Raw genomic sequence first — 23,463 nt, 5'->3', positions numbered from 1 at the left:
GCTCCCTCCGTTTACCGTGCAGGTATCGGGCTCACGCAGCCTCGACGCCCTCAGAGTTCGGCCGCCAACCGCGAGCCTTGGTTGATCGCCCGTTTGGCATCCAGCTCGGCCGCCACATCCGCGCCGCCGATCAGGTGCACCGACTGCCCCGCCGCCGCCAGCCCTTCCTGCAGTTCGCGCAGCGGATCTTGCCCGGCACAGATCACCACGTTATCCACTGCCAGCACCTGCGGCTCGCCGCCGTCCACACGAATGTGCAAGCCAGCATCGTCGATACTCAGGTACTCGACGCTGTTGAGCATCTGCACCCCTTTGTTTTTCAACCCGGTGCGGTGAATCCAGCCAGTCGTCTTGCCGAGCCCGTCACCCACCTTGGATTTCTTGCGCTGCAGCAGGTACACCTGCCGTGCCGTGGCGTGCGGCTCGGCCTTGATCCCGGCCACGCCACCTCGCGCCTGAAGATGGGTATCGATGCCCCACTCTTTCCAGAATGCCCCTCGATCCTGACTGGTGGCCACGCCCTGATGCACCAGGTACTCGGACACATCGAAGCCGATACCTCCCGCGCCAATCACGGCCACCGACTTGCCCACCGGCTTGCGCTCGAGCAGCACGTCCAGGTAGCTGAGCACCTTGGCATGCTCCACGCCCGCAATGGCCGGGGTACGCGGAGCGATGCCGGTAGCCAGGATGATTTCATCAAAGCCGCCCCCCACCAGTGCTTGCACATCGACGCGGGTATTCAGGCGCAGGTCCACACCTGTGCTGTTGACCTTGTTGCGGAAGTAACGCAGCGTTTCAAAGAATTCTTCCTTGCCCGGCACCCGCTTGGCCACGTTGAACTGGCCACCGATTTCGCTGGCGGCGTCAAACAGGGTCACCGCGTGGCCCCGCTCGGCCGCCACGGTGGCCGCCGCCAGGCCAGCCGGGCCGGCGCCGACCACGGCAATGCGCTTCACCGCACGTACAGGCAGGTAGTTGAGTTCGGTCTCGTGGCAGGCCCGCGGGTTGACCAGGCAACTGGTCAGTTTGCCGCCGAAGGTGTGGTCCAGGCAGGCCTGGTTGCAGCCGATGCAGGTGTTGATTTCATCCGCGCGACCGGCAGCGGCCTTGTTGACGAAGTCAGGGTCGGCGAGAAACGGTCGGGCCATCGAGACCATGTCGGCATCGCCCTCGGCCAGCACCGCCTCGGCCACTTCCGGGGTGTTGATGCGGTTGGTGGTGATCAAAGGAATGCTCACCACGCCGCGCAACTTGGCGGTGACTTTGCTGAAGGCCGCACGCGGCACTTTGGTGGCGATGGTCGGAATGCGCGCCTCGTGCCAACCGATTCCGGTGTTGATCAAGGTAGCGCCGGCCTGCTCGATGGCCTTGGCCAGCAGCTCGATCTCGTCCCAGGTGCTGCCACCCTCGACCAGGTCGAGCATCGACAGGCGGAAGATGATGATGAAATTCGGGCCAACCGCGTCGCGTACCCGGCTGACGATTTCCACCGCCAGACGCATGCGGTTTTCATAACTGCCACCCCAGCGGTCGGTGCGATGGTTGGTGTGCGCGGCGAGGAACTGGTTGATGAAGTAACCTTCCGACCCCATGATTTCGACACCGTCGTAACCGGCACGCTGGGCCAGCACCGCACAATTGACGAAGTCGGCAATCTGCTTCTCGATACCCTCCTCGTCCAGCGCCTTGGGCTTGAACGGGTTGATCGGCGCCTGGACCGCGCTAGGTGCCACCTGGCGCGGGCTGTAGGCGTAGCGCCCAGCGTGCAGGATCTGTAGGCAGATCTTGCCACCGGCGGCGTGCACCGCCTCGGTGACGATGCGGTGCTTGTCGGCCTCTTCCTCGGTGCTGAGCTTTGCCGCACCGGAATACACCCCACCTTCATCATTGGGCGCAATGCCGCCAGTGACCATCAGGCCAACGCCACCGCGGGCGCGCTCGGCAAAGTAAGCTGCCATGCGCTCGAAGCCGCCGGGGCGTTCTTCGAGGCCGGTGTGCATCGAGCCCATCAGGGTGCGGTTGCGCAAGGTGGTAAAGCCCAGGTCCAGCGGGGCAAGCAGGTGCGGGTAGCGGTCGGCGGCCATGGAAAGGTCCCCTGATGGCGTGATCACGGAATGCGGGCACCTCACTGGGTGGCGGGCCCCGTCGTTTGTCTGTCTGCGACATTAAACAGCCGTTTGAATTGCCTCAATGATCAAAACTGACAAGTTAATGATCGTGATGAACAGCAGAGGCAGCGACTGTCGGGAAGGCTCCAGAACTTCAGCGCTATAAGGTTCGCCTGGCTTGATCGCCAAACAGTCTCCCCGCGCATTTGCCAGACAACGCGGCTCTGCCAGACTCTTCAAGCACGTTTGATCATCCACCCATGGAACGTGGCGCCTACTCAGTGCGCCCGGAGGGTTCGCTCATGCTGACAAAAGGATGGGACACCATCAGCATCGTTCGCCAAGAGAGCGTGAACAGTGACCTGGCAGCCAGCTGGAACAGCCTCGACCACGAATTTTCCTATACCTCGGATGAAGGCTACGCCTGCCACGGGGTGTTCGACTGCTGGTCGGTCGTCAACGGTGGCGGCGGTCGCTTGCTGCGCCTGCGCATGCCTATACGCTCAGGCTTTTTCGAGGCCAGTGGCACCAGCCGCTCGCTGGCCAGCGCGGTTGCCATCATCGAGGTCACCCTGTCGCTGTTGCCACAAGGCGACGGCCAGATGCAGTTGAAGTCGGCCTTCCTGCGCAAGGCCGGAGCCACTCAACCCCTTCAGGACAACGAAGGTGGCTGGCTACGCGGCATCACCCTGCAAGACCCCGACGGCTCGCTAGGCCCTTTCGCCACCGTGGTGCTGGACTGTATCTGCAACTACCTGGTCGAGCATCCCCTACAGTTCACCCACACCTTCGCGACCATCAACTTCAGCAAAGCCACCGCCCCGGAATGGGCCAGGCCACGCAAATGCACCTATGCCTACCTCGATTCGGGGTTCCTGGCGATCATGGCCGTATGTACCGAGCGCGACATCAGTGAGCTGCCACTGGATATCGATGTGTCAGGCATCAGCCAGGGTGGGCAGTCGAGCTACGTGCTGTCTCCACGCCTGGTACTGGAGCACCTGGTACTGCCCGGGCTGCTTCAGCTTTACCAGGGCGCCACGGCGCAGGACTACCGCGTCGACAATACGCAAATGGTCAACATACCGACCTTGCGCATGAAGGCCATCAAATCAGGGGCGATCTGGTACACCCCCGTTGTCTTCGCCGGCTGCAACCCAGCACGAATGCTCGGTGACTTCATCACCGTCGACTATCAGGGCGACTGCGACCTGCACGCAGGTATCGACATGAAGTGGAATGGCTGGCTGAGGATGAAGCTGGTGCTCGATGGCAACACCATCACCTTCGTCAAGCAATCGTCCGACTTCAGAAAGGAAGTGCATATTCCCTGGTACCTGGCCTGGCTCTCGCCCATCGTCAGCCTGATCACCCACATCGTCACCGCTGTGATCTCCGACGACCTGATCAATGCCATCGCCGCGCGTGGCGGTTCGGTCAAGGCCGACACCATCGATTGCGTGTCCTGGAGCAACGACACGCATACCGCTTCGTCGAGCTACCTCGCCGAGGCCCTTGTCATCAATTACGTGTGACCCCACCACCACAAGGAGCCGTATCATGAGCAATGAAAGCAAGGTCATGCTGGCCGGGTTTGCCCAGCCCATCTCGCTGCGCCTCGATCACCTCAATGAAACCGCGCGCCAGACCCTGCGCGAATCGCCGCTGTACCGCAACGCGGCGCTTGTACACAGTTCCGAAGACACCTTGCGCTCCGCGCAGTTACTGACCAATGCCGGAACGCTGGCCAGTACGGTCACGACCAATGGCTGGGATACCGTGAGCATCTGCCGGGTCTCTGCGCTCAACCAGCGTATCGCCCTGGAAAAAACCTACCCTGCCAACATCGACGCCGGGGTCGACAGCTTCTCGCTCAAGGCCGACTTCGACGCCTGGTCGATTACCACCGGCGGCGACGGACGCAATGTCAAGGTACGCATCCCCTTCGGCTCAGGCACATACAAAGGCCTGAATGGCAAAACCTACCAGGTCCAGGGGATGTCCGCGGATGTCTATGTCAAGCTCAGTTACTTCCCGGCGCCCAATCCAGTATCAGCTTCAGACGGCACGTACGAACTGCAAGTCAACACCCAGGCGACGGACCCGGATGACCCGATCGCTGCGGTGATTGCCCTGAGGGACCCGAACAACGTCTTGAGCGGCATTGACCAGAGCGTGATGCGCGGCGTACTCGAAGACTGGCTGAACCAGCCCGAGAACCTGAAGAAGTTCGACACCCTGTTCAGTACCGTACTGATCAACAACATGGGCAAGGAAAGCGAGGAATTCAAATGGCTGCGGGCCACCTCCATGAGCTATGCCTATACCGACAAGAACAGTGAGGAAAGCAGCATCTTCGGGGTGCTGGCCATGACCAACGAGCGTGACTCCACGGGGTTGCCGAACCAGTTGCCTGCCGTGATGCTGGCTGCGGACAACAATGCCAACTTCCTCATCAGCCGGGAGATCTTCGTCAAGTACCAGTTGCTGGCGGCATTGCCGTTCATCTTCGAGGGTACCACCGAGGCCAACTTCGCCCTGGATGCGGCGGGCACATCCATCACTGCCAACGACCTGAAGCTCGACAGCGTCAAGTTTGGGGCCATCACCTATCATCCCGTGGCCGAAAAGTTCGATATCAACTTCGACGAGTCTTATATCCGTACCGAATGCAAGGTACGCACCGACATCTCACCCGGTATCGTGGCCTATACCCGCATCGTCACCAAGCAGACGCTACAACTGGGCGTCAACGACAAGGGCGAACAGGTGATGGTATATGCCATGGTCGGAGACCCGGATGTCCAAAACACAACAGACATCGCCACCTGGGTGGTCGTCACCGAAGCCATTCTAGGCGCGATTGCCGCCGTGGCCACTGCGGTGGCTGGTGGTGTGGGCGGCAAGGTGATGGCGTTGATCGTCGGCATCATCGCAGCGTTGGTGGTGGCCATTGTCAGCATCGTCATCCACGTGATCATCGAGCGCGTGGTGGCGGGTGGGGTAACCAACAACATTCCGTCCATAGCGCCCATGGTCAAAGTGGCGGCGAACCAGGTCAAATGGCCATTCAGTGAACCGGATGCCTTTGTCCTGACCGACATCACCTACTCCGGTGCGCTGATATTCGGTGGCTCGCTCAAGTTGCTCGAAAAGTTCTGCATCCAGGACAAACGCCTCGCCCTGGCGACGCTGGCCGCCTGACCTTGCCTACACAACCCCGGGCCTCAACGCCCGGGGTTCGTTGCACGCCCACCGCCATTCCTTTGGTATGATCAAAAGTCGATTGTGCATGGATCAATGCAGTGCGCTGCTCAGACCGATCAAAAGGCGCGAGATTGCGGCTTCATCGCTCCGCATGGCCACTCCACTTTTAGCGAATACCCACGCTTGATGCGAAAACTCCTGGCAAGCGCCCTGGCGCTGGTGATGATCGCCGCCGTCTGCGGCTACGGTTTCTGGACCCAACAGCGCCCGGAAGGCCACTACCTGTCCGACCTGCGCATCGAACTGGCGCTTAACCATGGCGTACCGGGCGAGCACGGCAACCTGCTCGGTGTCGAACCACTGCTGTTCCCAGGCGACTATCAGAACTTGCAGCGCTTGCACCGCAAGCTCGCCGCTTATCTGGAGCAAGCCCGTGCCCAGGGGCTGGTGGGGCCGCGCACCGTGGTGGTACTGCCGGAGCATATCGGTACCTGGCTGTGGGCGCGTGGTGAGAAGAACGAGCTGTACCAGGTCAGCCACAGCCGCGAGGCCCTGCAATGGCTGGAACTGAGCAACCCGCTTCGCTATGGCCTCGCGGTTCTTGGCGCTGAGGGCGACGACTGGCGTGCCGATGCGCACTTGCGCATGAAGGCCGAACAGATGGCCACAGACTACCAGCAACTGTTTGGCAGCCTGGCAAAGGAATTTGGCGTCACCCTGGTGGCCGGCTCGATCGTGCTGCCCGAACCCTATGTGAAACAGGGCGTGCTGCATGCCGGCCGTGGCCCACTGTTCAACAGCAGTGTGGTGTTTGCCGGCGATGGCTCGCTGCTGGGCGAGCCGCAGCGTCAGCAATATCCCGACAGTGAAATGCGCCGCTACATCCACGACGGCCGCCAGCACCCGCTGCAGGTCGTGCAGACCCCGGCCGGGCGCCTGGGGGTGCTGGTGGGCAGTGACAGCTGGTACCCGGACAACCACCAGCAACTGACTGAACAAGCCGTACAACTGGTCGCCAACCCGGCGTTTCTCAGTGGCAAGGGCAGCTGGCAAGCACCCTGGCGGGGAAATCGCCACCAGGATGCCAGCGCCGGGCTGGCCTTGCAGCGCGGCGAAGTCAGTGAACAGGCGGCCTGGCAACGCCTGACCGAAGTGGCTGGAGCCGGCATCAGCAGCATGAGCGTGTTCATGCGCGGGCAGTTCTGGGAACAGGGCAGCGATGGCCAGGGCTTTGCTCACCAGTCGGGAGCGTTGCTCGCCGCCCCCCCCAGCCCGGGTGCCCGCCTGCTAAATGTGTGGCTGTAAGCCCATGGCCCGCCCCCGCGTGCGCCTGGGCGAACTGTCGGTTGGTTTTGTCCAGCCTTTGAGCGAAGCCCTGCGCGAACTGGGCCACGACCCTGAACCATTGCTGCGGCGCTACGGCCTGGACACGACACGCCTGAGCGAGGCCGGCGCACGCCTGTCCATCCCCCGCTACATGCACCTGGGCCACGCCGCTATCGAAATGAGCGGTGAGGCCGCTTTAGGTCTGCGCATAGGGCGCCTGAGCCGGTTGGCACATACAGGTCTGGCCGGGGTCACTGCGGCCCAGGCCCCCACTCTCGGCGAGGCCGCGCGCACCCTGCTGCGTTTCGAGCCGCTTTACGCGGCCAACTACCGTGGCCATTCCAGCTTTCAGGAAGATGACCAGGGCGCCTGGCTGCGTTTCTACTCCATCAGCCCATATAACGACTACAACCGCTTTGTGGTCGACTCACTGCTGGCCGGGTGGCTGGCCCAATTGGCCGACCTTGCCGGCACCCCGGTGCAGGCCGAACGCCTGGAGATCGAGTTTGCCGCGCCCTCCTATGCCGCGCGCTATCAACCGCTCTGCAGCACACCTGTGCAGTTCGCCGCCGACGGCAATCAGCTGCGCCTGAGCCGCGCCACCTTGCAACTGGCCAACCCCGGGCATTGCCCGAGTACCTGGCAGCACCTGTTGCAGCTGTGCGAAGCAGAGTTGCTGCAGCGCACGCGGGTGCGCAGCCTGGGTGAGCGCATTACTCACCTGCTGGGCCCGCTGCTCAATGGCGGCCGTGAACCGAACCTGGAAGAAGTGGCGCTGCACTTGCAGCTGCCAAGCTGGACCTTGCGCCGCAAGCTCGCCGAGGAAGGCACGCGTTTTCGCGACCTGCTCAACGAAACCCGGCGCGACCTGGCCGAGACCTACATCCGTGACACGGCGCTGGCCTTTGGCGAGATTGCCTATCTGTTGGGGTTTGCTTCGGCCGAGGCCTTCCAGCGCGCATTCAAGCGCTGGACGGGCCTCACGCCGGGGGAGTTCCGCCGCAGCCAGCGGCAGCCGGGCTAGAGTTCGGTGGCGTCGTCGGCCGGTTCCGGGGTGTCCAGTTCGTAAGCTTGGGTTTCGAGTAGTTCTTCCTGGTATTCGTCCATTGCCCTGCGTCCTCTTTGCTCATTTTGCCTTTGTAGGTATCGCCTTCAGCCTAAGCAGGTGGGATGAAGGGATGATGACAAGCTTATGAGAGGTAAACGTAGCAGGTGTTCAGGAAGTTATCGCGGGGCGTCTGTAACAGGGGATGTTGACAGCCTGAACCGGCCCCTTTCGCGGGCTGACGGCGAAAGGGCCGGTTCAGGCGACCAATCAAAGGGAGGGGGCAGCAGGCTCGGCCGGCTGGGCATCCTGCTGTACCTGAATGGGTGCAGCTTCCACCGGCGGGGCCACCGGCTGCGAACCCTGGCTGTCATCCACCACCGGCGCCGCTGCCGCCTCGCTGGCCGGGGCTACGCCCGCGGGTGCAGGTGCCGCTTCAATCAACGGTGCTGCTGCCGGAGCCGGTGCCACCGGGTTCACCGCAGCCTGCTCCGGCAGCCCCAGGTCCACCGCCGGCTTTTCCACCTTGGGCGCCTCGACCTTGGCCTTTTCGACCTTCTTCGGCTTGGGCAGGTAACTCTCCACCAAGGCGAAATAGCGGTCATAGAACTGCGCCGCAGTCACCGTCTCACTGGCTACCTTGACCATCGAGTCGTCACTGGAGCCGATCGGCATCGACACCGAACCCAGCACCCCCACGCCCAGGCTGGCCGAGGTGTTGGACTTTTTCAGCGCATAGCGGTCCTGCAGGGCGTTGGCGAACATGGTCGAGTGCTGGTCGTCGCTCACGTCCGGTGCACAGGTGACATTGAAACTGATCTGCAGGTGGTTCTCGCTGTTTTGCTGAAAGCTCTTGTTACCCACCACCTGGTTGGCGCCGCTGCTGGTGATGATGTATCCCTGACTAAGCAAGGCACGCCGGGCGGCTTCGCAAGAGCCGGCATCGCTCACCGGGAAGCTGCGCGAGAAGGTGCCCGAGTCATCGAAGTTCTCGTGCTCGTAGACGGCCGCTTTTTTCGAGGAACAACCGGTCACGCCCGCCAGCACCAGGGCCAGCCCGAGCGCACCAAAGACGGAAGATCTGGTCATTGCGAATTCCGGGTATATGGAAAGTGCCTATTGTGCAACACAGCAGGCAGGCACAGGAACCGCTGGTCGGTGAAGAATCTGTCAGGTTGGTGTAAAGCCTGGCAAAGGCCGGCATTTGCCAGGTGCACCAACGAAAAAAGCGACCCGAAGGTCGCTTTAACGTTGCTTCAAGGCGTTCATGGGGCCTTGACGCGAAGATGGCGCAGCGGACGGGACTCGAACCCGCGACCCCCGGCGTGACAGGCCGGTATTCTAACCGACTGAACTACCGCTGCGTATCATTCAGGCTTTCGCCCGTTTGAAAACTGGGTCTACCCTTCCGGCGCAATGGCCTCAGGGCAGGCACAAAAAAAGCGATAACGTGATCGCTTCTTTTGTGTTTGCTTCAAGGCGTTCTAGGGACCTTGAAACGAAGATGGCGCAGCGGACGGGACTCGAACCCGCGACCCCCGGCGTGACAGGCCGGTATTCTAACCGACTGAACTACCGCTGCGTATCGTTCAGGCTTGCGCCCGATTGAAACTGGGATCAGCCCAAGGCGTTCGCCTTGTGGCTTCAGACCGGTGCAAGGCACCCATCTGTTACTGAAAAATGGCGCAGCGGACGGGACTCGAACCCGCGACCCCCGGCGTGACAGGCCGGTATTCTAACCGACTGAACTACCGCTGCGCAGTGCGTTCCTCTCTGGCTATCGGCTTCTTGCGAACCCGATGCTCCAGGAACATCTCAGGAAGTGGTGGGTGATGACGGGATCGAACCGCCGACCCTCTGCTTGTAAGGCAGATGCTCTCCCGGCTGAGCTAATCACCCTCGCGATGTTGCTTGTTGCGTTTGCTTCGCTGAGGCCGCGAAATTTACGCAGGTGGCGAAGCTAAGTCAATAGCCCCATTGAATTTTTTTCAAAAAGGCAACGTGATGTGATTGCCTGTGCCGGCCTCTTCGCGGGTAAACCCGCTCCTACAGTCGGAATTAACCGTCGTAGGAGCGGGTTTACCCGCGAAGAGGCCGGCGCAGTTTAAACAAGGTGCTCAGGTATAGATCATCTTGCGGGTCATGCCACCATCGACCACAAACTCCTGGCCGGTGACAAATGCCGCCTGGCGTGACAGCAACCAGGCAACCATGGCCGCTACATCTTCCACAGTCCCTACCCTGCCCGCTGGGTGCTGGGCATGCTCAGCTTCGCTCAACGGCTCGGCACGGCGCTGCGACGGATCACGGGCATCGATCCAGCCCGGGCTCACCGCATTGACACGAATCTCCGGGCCCAGGCTCATCGCCAGGGCATGGGTCAAAGCCACCAGCCCGCCCTTGCTTGCCGCATAAGCCTCGGTGTCCGGTTCGGACTGCCGAGCACGGGTCGAGGTCAGGTTGACGATCGCCCCGTTGTGCGCACGCAGATACGGCGCACAATGCTTGGCCAGCAGCATGGGCCCGCTGAGGTTGACCGCCAGCACACGGTTCCATTGCGCCAGGCTCAGGCTTTCCAGCGTCTGGTTGTGCGGGTTGGCAATGGCCGCATTGCACACCAGCGCGTCCAGCCGGCCGAACTGCCCGAGCACTTCGGACACTCCGGCACTGACCTGGGCCTCGTCGGCAACGTCCATGGTGATGAACCAGGCGTTGTCGCCCAGCGCCTTGGCCACTTTGGTGCCACGCGGGCGGTCCAGATCACTCAGCACCACCTGCCAGCCTTCGCAGATCAGCCATGCGGCAATGCCCAGACCGATGCCGCGGGCGGCACCTGTGACCAAGGCTACCCGGCCATTGTGGCCCGGGGTACTGCCGCTGATTTCGATCACAATGCTGCCAGCCCACGCGCCAGGTCAGCCTGCAGGTCGGCCACGTCTTCCAGGCCCACGGCAACGCGGATCAGACTATCGCGGATACCCGCCGCTTCACGCTCCTGCGGCGACAGACGACCGTGTGAGGTGGTCGCCGGATGAGCGATGGTGGTTTTGCTGTCACCCAGGTTGGTAGTGATGGAAATCACTCGGGTAGCGTCGATGAAACGCCACGCGCCCTCTTTGCCACCCTTGACCTCAAAGCTGACCACTGCACCAAAACCGCTCATCTGGCGCTTGGCCAGTTCGTGCTGCGGGTGGCTGGGCAGGCCGGCGTAATGCACCTTCTCCACGCCGTCCTGCTGCTCCAGCCATTCGGCCAGGGCCTGAGCGCTTTCGCAGTGCGCACGCATACGCAGGCGCAGCGTTTCCAGGCCCTTGGTGAAGATCCAGGCGTTGAACGGGCTGAGGGTTGGACCTGCGGTACGCAGGAAACCGACCACTTCTTTCATTTGCTCGGTACGGCCGGCAACCACACCGCCCATGCAGCGGCCCTGGCCGTCGATGAACTTGGTGGCCGAGTGGAACACAATGTCGGCACCCAGCTTCAGCGGCTGCTGCAACGCCGGGGTACTGAAACAGTTATCCACCACCAGCATGGCACCATGGGCATGGGCGATTTCGCTGAGCGCAGTGATATCGACCAACTCGGCCAGCGGGTTGGATGGCGACTCGACGATCAGCAGTTTGGTGTTGGCCTTGATGGCCTTTTCCCAACCGGTGAGGTCGACCAGTGGCACGTAGTCCACTTGTACGCCAAAGCGTTTGAAGTACTTCTCGAACAGGCTGATGGTGGAGCCGAATACGCTCTGCGACACCAGCACATGGTCACCGGCGCTGCACAGCGACATGACCACGGCCAGGAGCGCCGCCATGCCAGTGGACGTACCCACGGCCTGCTCGGCCCCTTCCATGGCCGCCAGGCGCTCCTCGAAGGCACGCACCGACGGGTTGGTGTAGCGCGAGTAGACGTTGCCCGGTGTTTCACCGGCAAAGCGCGCAGCAGCATCGGCTGCCGTGCGGAACACATAGCTGGAGGTCAGGAACAGCGCTTCGCTGTGCTCGCCTTCCGGGGTACGGTTTTGGCCAGCGCGTACCGCCAGGGTGTCGAAACCGACACCCTCGAGGTCACTGTCCAGTCGCCCGGCATCCCATTGATCCGTCATGCCGTCGCTCCCCAAATCAGTTGTTGTAAAGGTCGATGATCGCGCTGACGGCCTGGTTCTTGACCTTGGCCAGGTCATTACGGGCCTGCTCGATGCGGTCGAGGTAGGCTTCGTCGATATCGCCAGTGACGTACTCACCGTTGAACACCGCGCAATCGAACTGCTCGATCTTGATCTTGCCGCCACCGACCGAGTCGATCAGGTCTGGCAGGTCCTGATAGACCAGCCAATCGGCGCCGATCAACTCACCCACCTGTTCGGTGGTGCGGTTGTGGGCGATCAGTTCGTGAACACTCGGCATGTCGATGCCGTAGACGTTGGGGTAGCGTACAGCAGGGGCCGCGGAGCAGAAGTAGACATTCTTGGCGCCGGCTTCGCGGGCCATCTGGATGATCTGCTTGCAGGTGGTGCCGCGCACGATCGAGTCGTCCACCAGCATCACATTCTTGCCGCGGAACTCCAGCTCGATGGCGTTGAGCTTCTGACGCACCGACTTCTTGCGCGCGGCCTGGCCGGGCATGATGAAGGTACGGCCGATGTAACGGTTTTTGACGAAACCCTCGCGGAACTTGACGCCCAGCCGGTTGGCCAGCTCCAGCGCGGCAGTGCGACTGGTATCCGGGATCGGGATGACCACGTCGATATCATGATCGGGGCGCTCGCGCATGATCTTGTCGGCCAGCTTTTCACCCATGCGCAGACGCGCCTTGTAAACCGAGACCCCATCGATGATCGAGTCCGGGCGAGCCAGGTAGACGTGCTCGAAGATGCACGGCTGCAACGTTGGCGCTTCGGCGCACTGTTTGGTGAACAGCTGGCCTTCTTCGGTGATGTACACCGCTTCGCCCGGTGCCAGGTCGCGGATCAGGGTGAAGCCGAGCACGTCCAGGGCGACGCTTTCCGAGGCGATCATGTATTCCACGCCTTCGTCGGTGTGACGCTGACCGAACACCACCGGGCGAATGCCATGGGGGTCGCGGAAACCGACGATGCCGTAGCCGGTGATCATGGCCACCACGGCGTAACCGCCAACGCAGCGGCTGTGCACATGGGAGACCGCAGCGAACACGTCTTCTTCGGTCGGCTGCAGCTTGCCGCGCACCGCCAGCTCATGGGCGAACACGTTCAGCAGCACTTCCGAGTCGGAGTTGGTGTTGACGTGACGCAGGTCGGACTCGTAGATCTCCTTGGCCAACTGCTCGACGTTGGTCAGGTTGCCGTTGTGAGCCAGGGTGATGCCGTAAGGCGAGTTGACGTAGAACGGCTGGGCCTCGGCCGAGGTCGAGCTGCCCGCAGTCGGGTAGCGCACGTGGCCGATGCCGATGTTGCCTACCAGGCGCTGCATGTGGCGCTGCTGGAACACGTCGCGCACCAGGCCATTATCCTTGCGCAGGAACAACCGGCCGTCATGGCTGGTCACGATACCGGCAGCGTCCTGGCCGCGGTGCTGGAGGACCGTAAGCGCGTCATACAGCGCCTGATTGACGTTCGACTTACCGACGATACCGACGATGCCACACATGCGACGCAACCCCTACTTTGATGAAACTTGATTGAATAGCGCTCAGGGCTTGGACGGCCCGAGCAACTGTTCCTTGAACGGAAGATCAGCCGGAGTGCTGATCAGGCCACTGGGCGTCCATTGGTCGGAAAAACCCAGAATCAGGTTTTTCGACCAGTCGGCGACCAAGAGAAACTGTGGTATCAGGCGTGATTCCTGCCACCAGGTGTCTTGTTGAACCGGCCCCAGGCTGATCAGACCTATGGCTACCACTACCAGCAAGGCCCCGCGCGCGGCACCGAAGGCCATGCCCAGGAAACGATCGGTGCCGGACAGCCCGGTCACGCGGATCAGCTCACCGACAAGGAAGTTGACCATGGCCCCCACCAGCAAGGTGGCGACGAAAAGAATGGCGCAGCCAGCGATGACGCGCATCGATGGCGTCTGGATATAACTCTCAAGATACACCGAGAGCGAACCGCCGAACATCCAGGCAACCGCACCGGCAATGATCCAGATGAGCAAGGACAAGGCCTCCTTGACGAAGCCGCGCTTGAGACTGATCAATGTGGAGACGGCGATGATCGCGATGATCGCCCAATCAACCAAGGTAAATGCCACGGTGCTGCCTGCAGACGTTTGAGGCGGCGCATTTTACCAGAGCGGCGGGCCGGGAGTAAGCGGAATGTCAGCTGGATTGGTGTTGGGCGATTCGCGGCTAAGCCCGCTCCCACAGGTTCTGTGTGCGCCTTGCAGCGACGCGGTACCTGTAAGAGCGGGTCCAACTCGCAAATGGGCGGCATGGCCGCCCCGGGGAATCAGCTGCGCTCGGGCTGGAAGCGCACCACAAAGCCCTTGAGGCTGTTCTGACGGTTGACCGCGTCACGCACGCGCTCGGCCTCGGCGCGCTCGATCAACGGCCCCACGTACACGCGGTTCATGCCACCCGCTGTACGGATATAGGCGTTATAACCCTGGCGACGCAAGGTTTGCTGCAGCTTCTCGGCACCGGCGCGGTTGGACAGACTGGCCAGCTGGATCGACCAACTGACTGGCAGGCCATTGGCATCGATCTTCGATGGCGCGGCAGGCGCGGGTGTTGCAGCGGCCTTGGCCTCCACCTTGGGCGCGGGGGCCTGCGGCTTGGGCGGCTGAACCTGCGCCTGGGTCTGTGGCGACGGTGTGATTGGCTGGCGGGGTGTACTCGCCGGGGCAGTCGACTCGTCGATCACCACGGGCGCCTGCTGCGGCGCCTCCGGAATAACCTGCGGCTCCGGCACGGCAACCGGCTCCACCTTCACTTCCGGCAGGCTGGGCATGGCCGGTGCCTGCGGGGCTTCGACGTGCACCTGGCGCATCTCGTCCTCGCGGGTGAACAGCATCGGCAGGAAGATAACCGCCAGCGCCACCAGCACCAGCGCACCCACCATGCGCTGTTTCATCCCTTTATCCAGCACAGCCATCTATTCCACCCTCCTGGGCGTGCCGCTCCAGCCATTCCAGCGCCTGGGCGACACAGAAAAACGAACCGAACAGCAGGATCTGATCATCCGCCGTCGCCTGCGCACATTGCCCCTCAAGGGCGGCGTCGACACTGGCATAAGACTTCACCGCGGCACCGAGGTTCGCCAAGGACGTGACCAGCTCCGCGGCCGGGCGACTGCGCGGAGTATCCAGCGGCGCCACTGCCCAGTCGTCGATGAGGCCCTGCAGCGGCGCGATAACGCCATCCAGATCCTTGTCGGCGAGCAGGCCAAATACCGCGAGACGGCGCCCCTTCAGCGGCCGGGCCGCCAGGCGCCTGGCCAGGTACTGCGCCGCATGCGGGTTGTGCCCGACATCCAGCAGCAACGCTACCGCTTTGCCCTGCCAGTTCAAATTACGAAGGTCGAGACGCCCAGTGATACGGGTATCCAGCAGCGCCTGGCGAACTTGCTCCGCGCCCCACGGCAGCCCCATCAGCAGGTAAGCCTGCAGGGCCAGCGTGGCGTTTTCCATGGGCAGGTCAAGCAAAGGCAGGTCATGCAGCTCTACCTGCGTGCCATCGGCCGCAGTACCACGCCAGCTCCAGCAGCCATCGGCGCTGGCCAGATCGAATTCCCGCCCGCGCAGGAACAGTGGCGCGGCCAGTTCGGCGGCCTTGTCCAGCAACGGCTTGGGCGGGTCCAGGTCACCGCACAGGGCCGGCTTGCCCGGGCGGAAGATGCCAGCCTTCTCGAAGGCTACCAGCTCGCGGGTATCACCCAGGTAATCAACATGGTCGACACCAATGCTGGTCACCAGGGCGAAGTCGGCATCCACTACGTTCACGGTATCCAGGCGACCACCAAGGCCCACCTCGAGCACCACGGCATCCAGCTGCGACTGATAGAACAACCAGAACGCGGCCAACGTACCCATCTCGAAGTAGGTCAGGGAAATATCGCCCCGTGCCGCCTCGACGGCGGCGAAGGCTTCGCACAGGCGCTCATCGCTGGCCTCCTGGCCATCGATCATCACCCGTTCGTTGTAACGTAACAGGTGCGGCGAACTGTACACACCGACCTTGAGCCCCTGGGCACGCAGCAACGAAGCCACGAAGGCGCAGGTCGACCCCTTGCCGTTGGTGCCGGTCACCGTCACCACGCGCGGCGCCAGCTTGCCCAGCGCCAGGCGGGCAAGCACCTTCTGCGACCGCTCCAGACCCATGTCGATGGCCGAGGGGTGCAACTGCTCGAGGTAGGCGAGCCATTCGCCCAGGGATCGTTGTTTCATCACGCGACGGCAGCCGCCTCACGCGCTTCTTCCGGGGTTTGCTGGCCGGTCATCTGCGCCAGCAGGCGGGCCAGACGCGGGCGCAGTTCGCCACGGGAGATGATCAGGTCGATAGCACCGTGCTCCAGCAGGAACTCGCTGCGCTGGAAGCCTTCAGGCAGCTTCTCGCGTACGGTCTGCTCGATCACGCGTGGGCCGGCGAAGCCGATCAGGGCCTTCGGTTCACCGACGATGACGTCGCCGAGCATCGCCAGGCTGGCGGAAACACCACCATACACAGGGTCGGTCAGGACCGAGATGAACGGGATGCCTTCTTCGCGCAGACGCGCCAGCACGGCCGAGGTCTTGGCCATCTGCATCAGCGAGATCAGCGCTTCCTGCATGCGCGCACCGCCCGAAGCGGAGAAGCAAACCATTGGGCAGCGGTTTTCCAGGGCATAGTTGGCCGCGCGTACGAAGCGCTCGCCGACGATGGCACCCATGGAGCCGCCCATGAACGAGAACTCGAAGGCGCTAACCACGATCGGCATGCCCATCAGGGTGCCGCTCATGGAGATCAGCGCGTCCTTTTCGCCGGTCTGCTTCTGCGCAGCGGTCAGGCGGTCCTTGTATTTCTTGCCATCACGGAACTTCAGGCGGTCGACCGGCTCCAGGTCAGCGCCCAGTTCGGCCCGGCCTTCAGCGTCAAGGAAAATGTCGATGCGCGCACGTGCGCCGATACGCATGTGGTGATTGCACTTGGTGCAGACATCCAGGGACTTTTCCAGCTCCGGACGATACAGCACGGCCTCGCAGGACGGGCACTTGTGCCACAGGCCCTCGGGCACCGAGCTCTTCTTCACCTCGGAACGCATGATCGAAGGGATCAGTTTGTCGACTAACCAGTTGCTCATGCTTTCTTTCTCCAGTATTGGCAGGCGGGGGACAGCGTCACCGTCCCTGCCCTGCCCTTGAGCTCAAAATCTTTTATGAAACGATGGTGGACCGGCCGCCGGGGCTTCCAGCGCGCCACTCCACCGCTAATGTATTTTCTTGCCGCCACAGCTACTGGCGGCGGCCCAGCAGGGCTGCGAAAGCTATGGACGATGGCGCGCAGCCAGCCGTCACATCTGCCATCAAGCCTGTTTCACCGCCTTCATGAAGGCCTCGATCTTTGCCGCATCCTTGATGCCCTTGGCCTGCTCGACGCCACCGCTGACATCCACCGCGTAAGGCTTTACCTGGGCAATGGCCTGACCAACGTTATCGGCCGACAGCCCGCCCGCGAGGATGATCGGCTTGCCAAGCCGCGCCGGCACCAATGACCAGTCGAACGCCTCGCCGGTTCCCCCGGGCACGCCCGGCACATAGGTGTCCAGCAAAATGCCACGGGCACCCGCATAAAGCTGGCAGGCCGCCTCCAGGTCGTCGCCAGGGCGCACACGCAGGGCCTTGATCCAGGGGCGGTGGTAGCCTTCACAGTCCTGCGGGGTTTCATCGCCGTGAAACTGTAGCAGGTCCAGCGGAACCACTTCGAGGATCTCGTTCAGCTCGCAGCGCGAGGCATTGACGAACAACCCGACCGTGGTCACGAATGGCGGCAACTCGGCGATGATCGCCCGCGCCTGGCGCACGTCCACTGCCCGCGGGCTCTTGGCATAGAAGACGAAGCCAATGGCATCGGCACCCGCTTCGGCAGCGGCCAGTGCGTCTTCGATGCGGGTAATCCCGCAGATCTTGCTGCGAACATTGCTCATGGAACACGAACCCTGATTGTTGCGGCGAAAGGGCGGATGTTAGCAAATGGCTTTTCGCCCGTCAGTCTGCCAACGTCTCGTAACCACTCAAAAAGTGTGGGCCGATGTAACGCTTGGGCAACGCAAACGCTTCGGGGTACTCCACCTGCACCAGGTAAAGCCCGTAGGGGTGGGCCGTTACCCCTCCTTCGCGGCGGTTGCGCCCTTCCAGCACCTCGCGGGCCCAGGTAACCGGACGCTCGCCGGCGCCGATGGCCATCAGCACACCGGCAATGTTACGCACCATGTGGTGCAGGAAGGCGGTGGCACGCACGTCCAGCACGATCATCTGGCCATGGCGGGTAACACGCAGGTGGTAGATATGCTTGATGGGTGATTTGGCCTGACACTGGCTGGCGCGGAAGGCGCTGAAGTCGTGGGTGCCGAGCAGGAACTGCGCGGCCTCGGCCATGCGATCGACGTCGAGCGGACGGTGGTTCCAGGTCACCTCCTCGGCCAGGTGCGCCGGGCGAATCGGGTCGTTGTAGATCACGTAGCGGTAGCGCCGGGCGCAGGCCTTGAAGCGGGCATGAAAGTCGGCCGGCATTGGCCGCGACCAGACCACACTGATGTCGTGCGGCAGATTGAAGTTGGTGCCCATGGTCCAGGCGCGCTCGTCACGCACGGCACGGGTATCGAAGTGCACGACCTGCCCGCAGCCGTGAACGCCTGCGTCGGTACGCCCGGCGCAAATCACCGAAATCGGCTCGTTAGCGACCTTGGACAGCGCTTGCTCCAGGGCTTGCTGGACACTCGGCACGCCGCTGGCCTGGCGCTGCCAGCCGCGGTAGCGCGCGCCTTTGTATTCCACGCCCAGGGCGATGCGAGAGAAGCCTTCGGCCGCGGATTCGGCGGTAGCGGTGTCGATGATGTCCAAGAGCATGAAACCTGTGGGGTGTACGGAATGGCGAGATTATAACGACAACGGCAGCCTCGTAGGGCTGCCGGTGGATGCGCACTGCATTTGCGGGCCTAATCGCGGGTGCCCCGCCGCCCCCACAGGTCACTCACAAGGTCGAAATGTGTGGGGATCCTGTGGGAGCGGGCAAGCCCGCGAAAAGGCCTGCCCTACTTGCATCAGACCAGACGAGAGAGCAGGTCCTCGGCTTCCTGACGCTGGCTATCGTCGCCATCCTTGACCACTTCATCGAGGATGTCGCGCGCGCCCTGACTGTCACCCATGTCGATATAGGCACGGGCCAGGTCGAGCTTGGTGGCGACTTCGTCACTGCCGGAGAAGAAGTCGAAGTCCAGGTCGTCCAAGGGCTCGGGCTCGGGCTGCGCAACCGCGTCTTCGCTGGTGAAGTGCGGCTCCAACGAAGGCGTTTCGAGGCTCTGCGACAACTTGTCCAGCTCGGCGTTGACGTCATTGAGCTCCGAGGCAAAGCTCTTGGCGGCCGGCGAATCGTCTTCCAGCGACAGGGGCAAGTCGAAGTCCGACGGCAAGTCGAACTCGGAGACCGGGTCAAACTCCGGCTCACTGTCGAAGGCTGCCAGTTCGGCGGCGACATCGACCGGCCCCTGCTCCACCGTGTCCGGAGTGGCTGGAGCCACAGGCTCACTGATGTCGAGGTCGAAATCAGACAGGTCCACGGCAGGCTGAGGCTCGGCTTGTGCCAGCATGGCCTCGAAATCAGCATCGGCGTCGGCCTGCAGCTCTGCATCCACGGCAAATGGCTGTTCTTCAGGCTGAGTTTCTTCCTGTACGGGCTCGTCCAGCACAGGTTCTGCGATTACCAGCTCGTCGGGAACGCCCCCCTGTACCACCGGCTCGTCCAGCATGGAGGTGGCCAGCGGGTCTTCCTCGGCCAGGTCTTCGCCCAGGCTCAGGTCGAAGGCGCTGTCCAGATCCTGCTCATCGAGGCCGGAAACATCGAGCGTTGGCACTTCATCGAAGGCATCCAGCTCTGCGTCAGGCTCTGCTTGCGCGACAACCTCTGGCTCAGCCTCCACTTGTGGCTCGAACCCAGACACCTCGTCAGGCGCCACATCGGCAACCACCGGCGCTTCGGGCTCATCGTGCAGCAGCTCTTGCACGTACTGCTCATCCATTTCGGCAGCCAGCGCCGCCGCACCCAGGCCGGCAGCAGCCAGGCCGAGCATGGCGGGGTAACGCTCTTTCAGCCCGGCGACTTCGGCAACGTTCTGTTCGCTGGCCGGCAGCTGACGCTCCTGTTCGGCAAACGCGCTCTGGTCACCCTGGCGGGCGTACACGTCCATCAGCTTCAGGCGCAGGTCGTCCCGCTCCGGTGCAGCAGCCACAGCGGGCTCCAGCAGGTCGGCGGCACGATTCAGGCGGCCTTCGGCCAGGCATTGGTCGACTTGCGCCAACAGCGCGGCGTGCGGATCTGCTTGCGGCTCAGTCAGGGGATCTGCCTCGGCGACCGGTTCAGCCACTTTTTCCGCAGCGACGGCAGCTGCAGCCGAAGCGGCGACCACAGCCGGCGACAGGGTTACACCCGGCTCCGGGGCTTCGACGCCGTCGAAGCTCTCGGTATCGCTGTCGAAACCTGTGCCCTGCTCTTCTTCCAGCGCCCGCGCCATGCGCAGGTGCTTCTCAGCTTCTTGCTGGGCCTTGCGCTTGCGCGCCAGCAGCCAGAGCAGCAGTGCCAGCACCAGGATGCTGGAACCGGCAATCATCCCCAAAAGCCACGGATTGCCCAGGACTGCGTCGAGCGCACCCTTCGGCTGGCTGGCGGGTACAGGCTGAGCGGCCGGCACAGGCTCGGGTGCGGTATCGGCAGTAGCAGGCGCCGGCTTGTCCGCTGGCTGGTCCGGGGTAGCGGCAGCCGCTGCCGACGTGGCTGCGCCCTGGCCTTCCAGGCGCGCCAACTGGCTGTTCTTCAACTCGATCAGGCGCTGCAGCTTGTCCAGTTGGCTCTGCAGGTCGGCCATGCGACTTTTCAGTTCTTCGTTGTCGCGACGGCTGGTGTCCAGACTTTCCTGGGCCATGGCCAGTTTGTCACTCAACGCCTTGGCCTGGCCGGCATCGGCCTGGCTGCCCGGGCTGACCAGACGCAGGTTGTCGCCCTGGGCGATACGCGACGGTGCAGCCTCGGCGGCGCCACGGCGGGTGGCATCCAGCTGGCGGGCACGTGGCCCCAGGCGACGGCCTTCTCGCCAGGCGGCATACTGCTCGGCCACCTCGCGGTTCGCCTCGCCTTGGGCGATGCTCTGGATCTGCTGCTGATCGGGCAAGCGCAGTACCTGGCCAACCTTCAGCAGGTTGATGTTGTTGCCGATGAAGGCGTCCGGATTCAAAGCCTGGATCGCGATCATGGTCTGCTGGATCGAACCACCCTGGGTGTTACGCGCGGCAATCTGCCACAAGGTGTCGCGACGCTGGGTGGTGTAGTTGCTGGCACCGGTCATGGCCGGTGTGACATTGCCTGCTGCCGGTTTTTCGCCCTGTGCCTTGGCCTGGTCGAGCAGCACGCTATAGTCACGCAACAGGCGGCCCTGCGGCCACATGACCTGCACCAAAAACTTGACCACCGGACCTGGCAGCGGCTGACTGGACGTCACGCGCAGCACACTTTTGCCGTTGGGGTTGATCACCGGTGTGAAGGTCAGGTCTTCGAGGTAGGTCGGAAACGCCACCCCGGCCTTGCTGAACTCTTCCGGTGGCGCCAGGCTCGGCGCCACTTCGGTGGCTTTGAGGTCGCGCACGTCGAGCAATTCGATCTCGGCGTCCAGCGGCTGATTCTGTGCCGACTTCAGGGTCAGCTCCCCCAGGCCCAGCGCATTCGCCATGCCAGACGACAGCGCGGATGCTGCAGCCATGGCCAGAACCAGTTTGCGAATTCGAAGCATGACCTCTTCCCTTGTATGAATCGTCCCGAAACCTGCATGCGGAGCAGGACAAAAGTGCTCGCCAGTATCTTTTACGGCATGTGTTTAATCAACATTTGCGCCACTTGCACGGCATTGAGCGCGGCGCCTTTGCGCACGTTGTCGGTGGTCAGCCAGAGGTTGAGTTGCTGGTCTTCATCAACACCGTGACGTACACGTCCAACATAGACCACGTCTTGGCCTACTGCGTCACCTACCGGGGTCGGATAATCATCGTTTTCCACCCGCTCGACGCTGTCGGCTGCGTCCAGGGCCTGGTTGACCGCTGCCAGGTCTACCGGGCGACGGCTTTGCACGGCCACACTGAAGCTATCGCCGAAAAACACCGGGACTTGAACACAGCTCACGGAAATCTTCAGGTCAGGCAGGCCCAGCAGCACGCGCAGTTCACTGACCAGGCGGCGCTCCAGCGCGGTATGGCCCTGCTCGTCGGCAGCACCGACCTGGGCCAGCAGGTTGAACGCCACTTGACGGTCGAAGAAGCGCGGCTCCAGCGGGCGGGCATTGAGCAGTTCGGCGGTTTGCCGGGCGAGCTCGCTGACCGCTTCACGGCCTTGCGCCGACACCGCCAATGCAGCCATCACTTGCACCCGCTCGATGTCCAGCAGGCCTTTGAGCGGCGCCAGCGCGACGGCCAGGGCTACTGCGGCCGAGCATGGGCTGACGATACGCGCTGGCAACGACAGGCTGGCCAGGCGTTCGGCGTTGGCTTCCGGCACCAGGGCCAGGGCGTCGTCCAGGCCACCGGACAGGTCGATGACCGTGCAGCCCGCCTGCAGCGCCTTGCCGGCAAAGCTGCGGCTGACGGCGGCGCCGGTGGCGAAGAAGGCCAGCTTGACCTGGGCGAAGTCGAAGCTGTCGACTTCGCGGACCTTCAGCTTCTTGCCGGCGAACATCACGCTGCTGCCCGCCGATTCCATGCTGGCCAGCAGGTGCAGGGTGGCAACCGGGAATGCCAGTTCCTCGAGGATCTGCACCAAGGCTTCACCGACGCTGCCGGTGGCGCCGACGACGGCGATATCCAAAGGGTGTGTCATGGAAGGGATCCTTTTGCTGTAAACGGCGGGGGCGGCACTTTACTCGGATTGTAGGGTTTTGTCTGTGCCCAGCCGGCGCTGCTGTTGCTGTTGCTCGGTTGCGTCTTGCTTCTTGGATGTGCGCACTCACACCGAGTAGGTATTCATTCGCGCAGGTGGCGCATCGTCACCTTTCCGCCCTTACGGCGGGTCCCTTTTTGTCGTGGCAAAAAGGGACCAAAAACCGTCGGCTCCCATCATCCGGCCCCTGCGCTGCGCTCCGGGGTCCCCTCGCTCCGGGCTTGCTCCCGGGAGGACCGCGCTGCAGGCCCCATCCTGGGGCCCAGCGCTTGACGGGCATCCATGCCCGTCACCTCCCTTCGCAAGCCCTGCGCTCGGCCTCCTGAAGTCGCAATCTGCGTCGCCTGAACTACCGCGCGCTTAGAAGCAAAAGCCAAAGCAAGAACAAGAGCAACGGCGCTCTTCCAGGCACACCAGGCCGAGGGCAGCCATGCCGGCGATGTCCTTATCCAGATGACCGGGCAGAACCTCACCGAATGCATCGGCGGTGCCGGCCGATCACCGAGTTCGCTTTTCGCTTTTGATTTTGCTTCTAAGCGCGCGGTAGTTCAGGCGACGCAGATTGCGACTTCAGGAGGCCGAGTGGAGGCCTTGCGGAGGGAGATGACGGGCATGGATGCCCGTCAAGCGCTGAGGCCCCATGGATGGGGCCTGCAGCGCGTGCTCCCGGGAGCAAGGCCGGAGCGAGGGGACCCC

At 62.9% G+C, this 23,463-nt stretch carries 17 protein-coding genes and 4 tRNA genes; 4 read left to right on the top strand and 17 right to left on the bottom strand.

Features of this window, described 5'->3' with window-relative positions; genetic code table 11:
• Positions 1–50: 50 nt before the first annotated feature.
• Positions 51–2,087: an NADPH-dependent 2,4-dienoyl-CoA reductase gene (locus J3A98_RS05105; RefSeq protein WP_209964487.1), complete on the bottom strand. Its 2,037-nt coding sequence runs from the start codon at positions 2,085–2,087 to the stop codon at positions 51–53.
• Between the two features lie 326 nt (positions 2,088–2,413).
• Between J3A98_RS05105 and J3A98_RS05100 the strand changes: the two genes are divergently transcribed.
• From J3A98_RS05100 to J3A98_RS05085, 4 genes are all read left to right on the top strand, one after another.
• Positions 2,414–3,646 (top strand): TULIP family P47-like protein, encoded by a 1,233-nt coding sequence (locus J3A98_RS05100; protein WP_245354941.1) that lies wholly within the window; start codon positions 2,414–2,416, stop codon positions 3,644–3,646.
• A 25-nt stretch (positions 3,647–3,671) separates the two neighbouring features.
• Positions 3,672–5,315 (top strand): TULIP family P47-like protein, encoded by a 1,644-nt coding sequence (locus J3A98_RS05095; RefSeq protein ID WP_209964484.1) that lies wholly within the window; start codon positions 3,672–3,674, stop codon positions 5,313–5,315.
• A gap of 189 nt (positions 5,316–5,504) precedes the next feature.
• Entirely contained in the window at positions 5,505–6,623 is a 1,119-nt protein-coding gene (locus J3A98_RS05090) for a nitrilase-related carbon-nitrogen hydrolase (protein WP_209969741.1), read from the top strand.
• 4 nt (positions 6,624–6,627) lie between these two features.
• On the top strand, positions 6,628–7,668 hold the full coding sequence (locus J3A98_RS05085; RefSeq protein WP_209964481.1) for an AraC family transcriptional regulator: 1,041 nt from the start codon (positions 6,628–6,630) through the stop codon (positions 7,666–7,668).
• 291 nt (positions 7,669–7,959) lie between these two features.
• Here the strand turns inward: J3A98_RS05085 and J3A98_RS05080 are convergent, their stop codons facing one another.
• The 16 genes from J3A98_RS05080 to J3A98_RS05005 all read right to left on the bottom strand — a co-directional run bounded on the left by J3A98_RS05080 (position 7,960) and on the right by J3A98_RS05005 (position 22,707).
• Entirely contained in the window at positions 7,960–8,778 is an 819-nt protein-coding gene (locus tag J3A98_RS05080) for a DUF2242 domain-containing protein (protein ID WP_209964478.1), read from the bottom strand.
• 198 nt (positions 8,779–8,976) lie between these two features.
• Positions 8,977–9,053, bottom strand: a tRNA-Asp gene (locus J3A98_RS05075).
• Positions 9,054–9,194: 141 nt separating this feature from the next.
• Positions 9,195–9,271, bottom strand: a tRNA-Asp gene (locus tag J3A98_RS05070).
• Between the two features lie 99 nt (positions 9,272–9,370).
• A tRNA-Asp gene (locus J3A98_RS05065) sits at positions 9,371–9,447 on the bottom strand.
• Between the two features lie 65 nt (positions 9,448–9,512).
• Positions 9,513–9,588 (bottom strand) — tRNA-Val (locus J3A98_RS05060).
• A 218-nt stretch (positions 9,589–9,806) separates the two neighbouring features.
• Positions 9,807–10,580, bottom strand: a complete 774-nt coding sequence (locus J3A98_RS05055) for an SDR family oxidoreductase (protein ID WP_209964475.1) — start codon at positions 10,578–10,580, stop codon at positions 9,807–9,809.
• The gene (locus J3A98_RS05050) at positions 10,577–11,788 is read right to left on the bottom strand and encodes an O-succinylhomoserine sulfhydrylase (RefSeq protein ID WP_021784493.1); all 1,212 of its coding nucleotides are present in this window, start codon (positions 11,786–11,788) and stop codon (positions 10,577–10,579) included. The genes J3A98_RS05055 and J3A98_RS05050 overlap by 4 nt, the downstream gene beginning before the upstream one ends.
• A 16-nt stretch (positions 11,789–11,804) precedes the next feature.
• On the bottom strand, positions 11,805–13,310 hold the full coding sequence (purF, locus tag J3A98_RS05045) for an amidophosphoribosyltransferase (protein WP_209964472.1): 1,506 nt from the start codon (positions 13,308–13,310) through the stop codon (positions 11,805–11,807).
• Positions 13,311–13,352: 42 nt separating this feature from the next.
• Positions 13,353–13,910, bottom strand: a complete 558-nt coding sequence (locus J3A98_RS05040) for a CvpA family protein (RefSeq protein ID WP_176685794.1) — start codon at positions 13,908–13,910, stop codon at positions 13,353–13,355.
• Between the two features lie 197 nt (positions 13,911–14,107).
• The gene (locus tag J3A98_RS05035) at positions 14,108–14,752 is read right to left on the bottom strand and encodes an SPOR domain-containing protein (protein WP_209964469.1); all 645 of its coding nucleotides are present in this window, start codon (positions 14,750–14,752) and stop codon (positions 14,108–14,110) included.
• A complete protein-coding gene (folC, locus tag J3A98_RS05030) occupies positions 14,736–16,043 on the bottom strand; it encodes a bifunctional tetrahydrofolate synthase/dihydrofolate synthase (RefSeq protein WP_209964464.1) in 1,308 nt (435 codons plus the stop codon). Before folC ends, J3A98_RS05035 begins: the two co-directional genes overlap by 17 nt.
• The gene (gene accD, locus J3A98_RS05025; RefSeq protein ID WP_021784489.1) at positions 16,043–16,936 is read right to left on the bottom strand and encodes an acetyl-CoA carboxylase, carboxyltransferase subunit beta; all 894 of its coding nucleotides are present in this window, start codon (positions 16,934–16,936) and stop codon (positions 16,043–16,045) included. Before accD ends, folC begins: the two co-directional genes overlap by 1 nt.
• Before the next feature lie 222 nt (positions 16,937–17,158).
• Entirely contained in the window at positions 17,159–17,779 is a 621-nt protein-coding gene (locus J3A98_RS05020) for a phosphoribosylanthranilate isomerase (protein WP_176685797.1), read from the bottom strand.
• A gap of 61 nt (positions 17,780–17,840) precedes the next feature.
• Positions 17,841–18,701, bottom strand: coding sequence for a tRNA pseudouridine(38-40) synthase TruA (gene truA / locus J3A98_RS05015; protein ID WP_209964461.1), 861 nt, complete (start codon positions 18,699–18,701; stop codon positions 17,841–17,843).
• 194 nt (positions 18,702–18,895) lie between these two features.
• Positions 18,896–21,631, bottom strand: coding sequence for a FimV/HubP family polar landmark protein (locus J3A98_RS05010; protein ID WP_209964457.1), 2,736 nt, complete (start codon positions 21,629–21,631; stop codon positions 18,896–18,898).
• Between the two features lie 71 nt (positions 21,632–21,702).
• Positions 21,703–22,707: an aspartate-semialdehyde dehydrogenase gene (locus tag J3A98_RS05005; RefSeq protein ID WP_209964454.1), complete on the bottom strand. Its 1,005-nt coding sequence runs from the start codon at positions 22,705–22,707 to the stop codon at positions 21,703–21,705.
• Between the last annotated feature and the right edge of the window lie 756 nt (positions 22,708–23,463).

Origin of the sequence: Pseudomonas sp. BP6, assembly GCF_017875935.1 — a bacterium.
In the GTDB taxonomy this organism is placed as follows: domain Bacteria; phylum Pseudomonadota; class Gammaproteobacteria; order Pseudomonadales; family Pseudomonadaceae; genus Aquipseudomonas; species Aquipseudomonas putida_Y.
The sequence above is the reverse complement of the archived record's forward strand: the minus strand, read 5'-3'. Positions and strand labels throughout refer to the sequence as shown.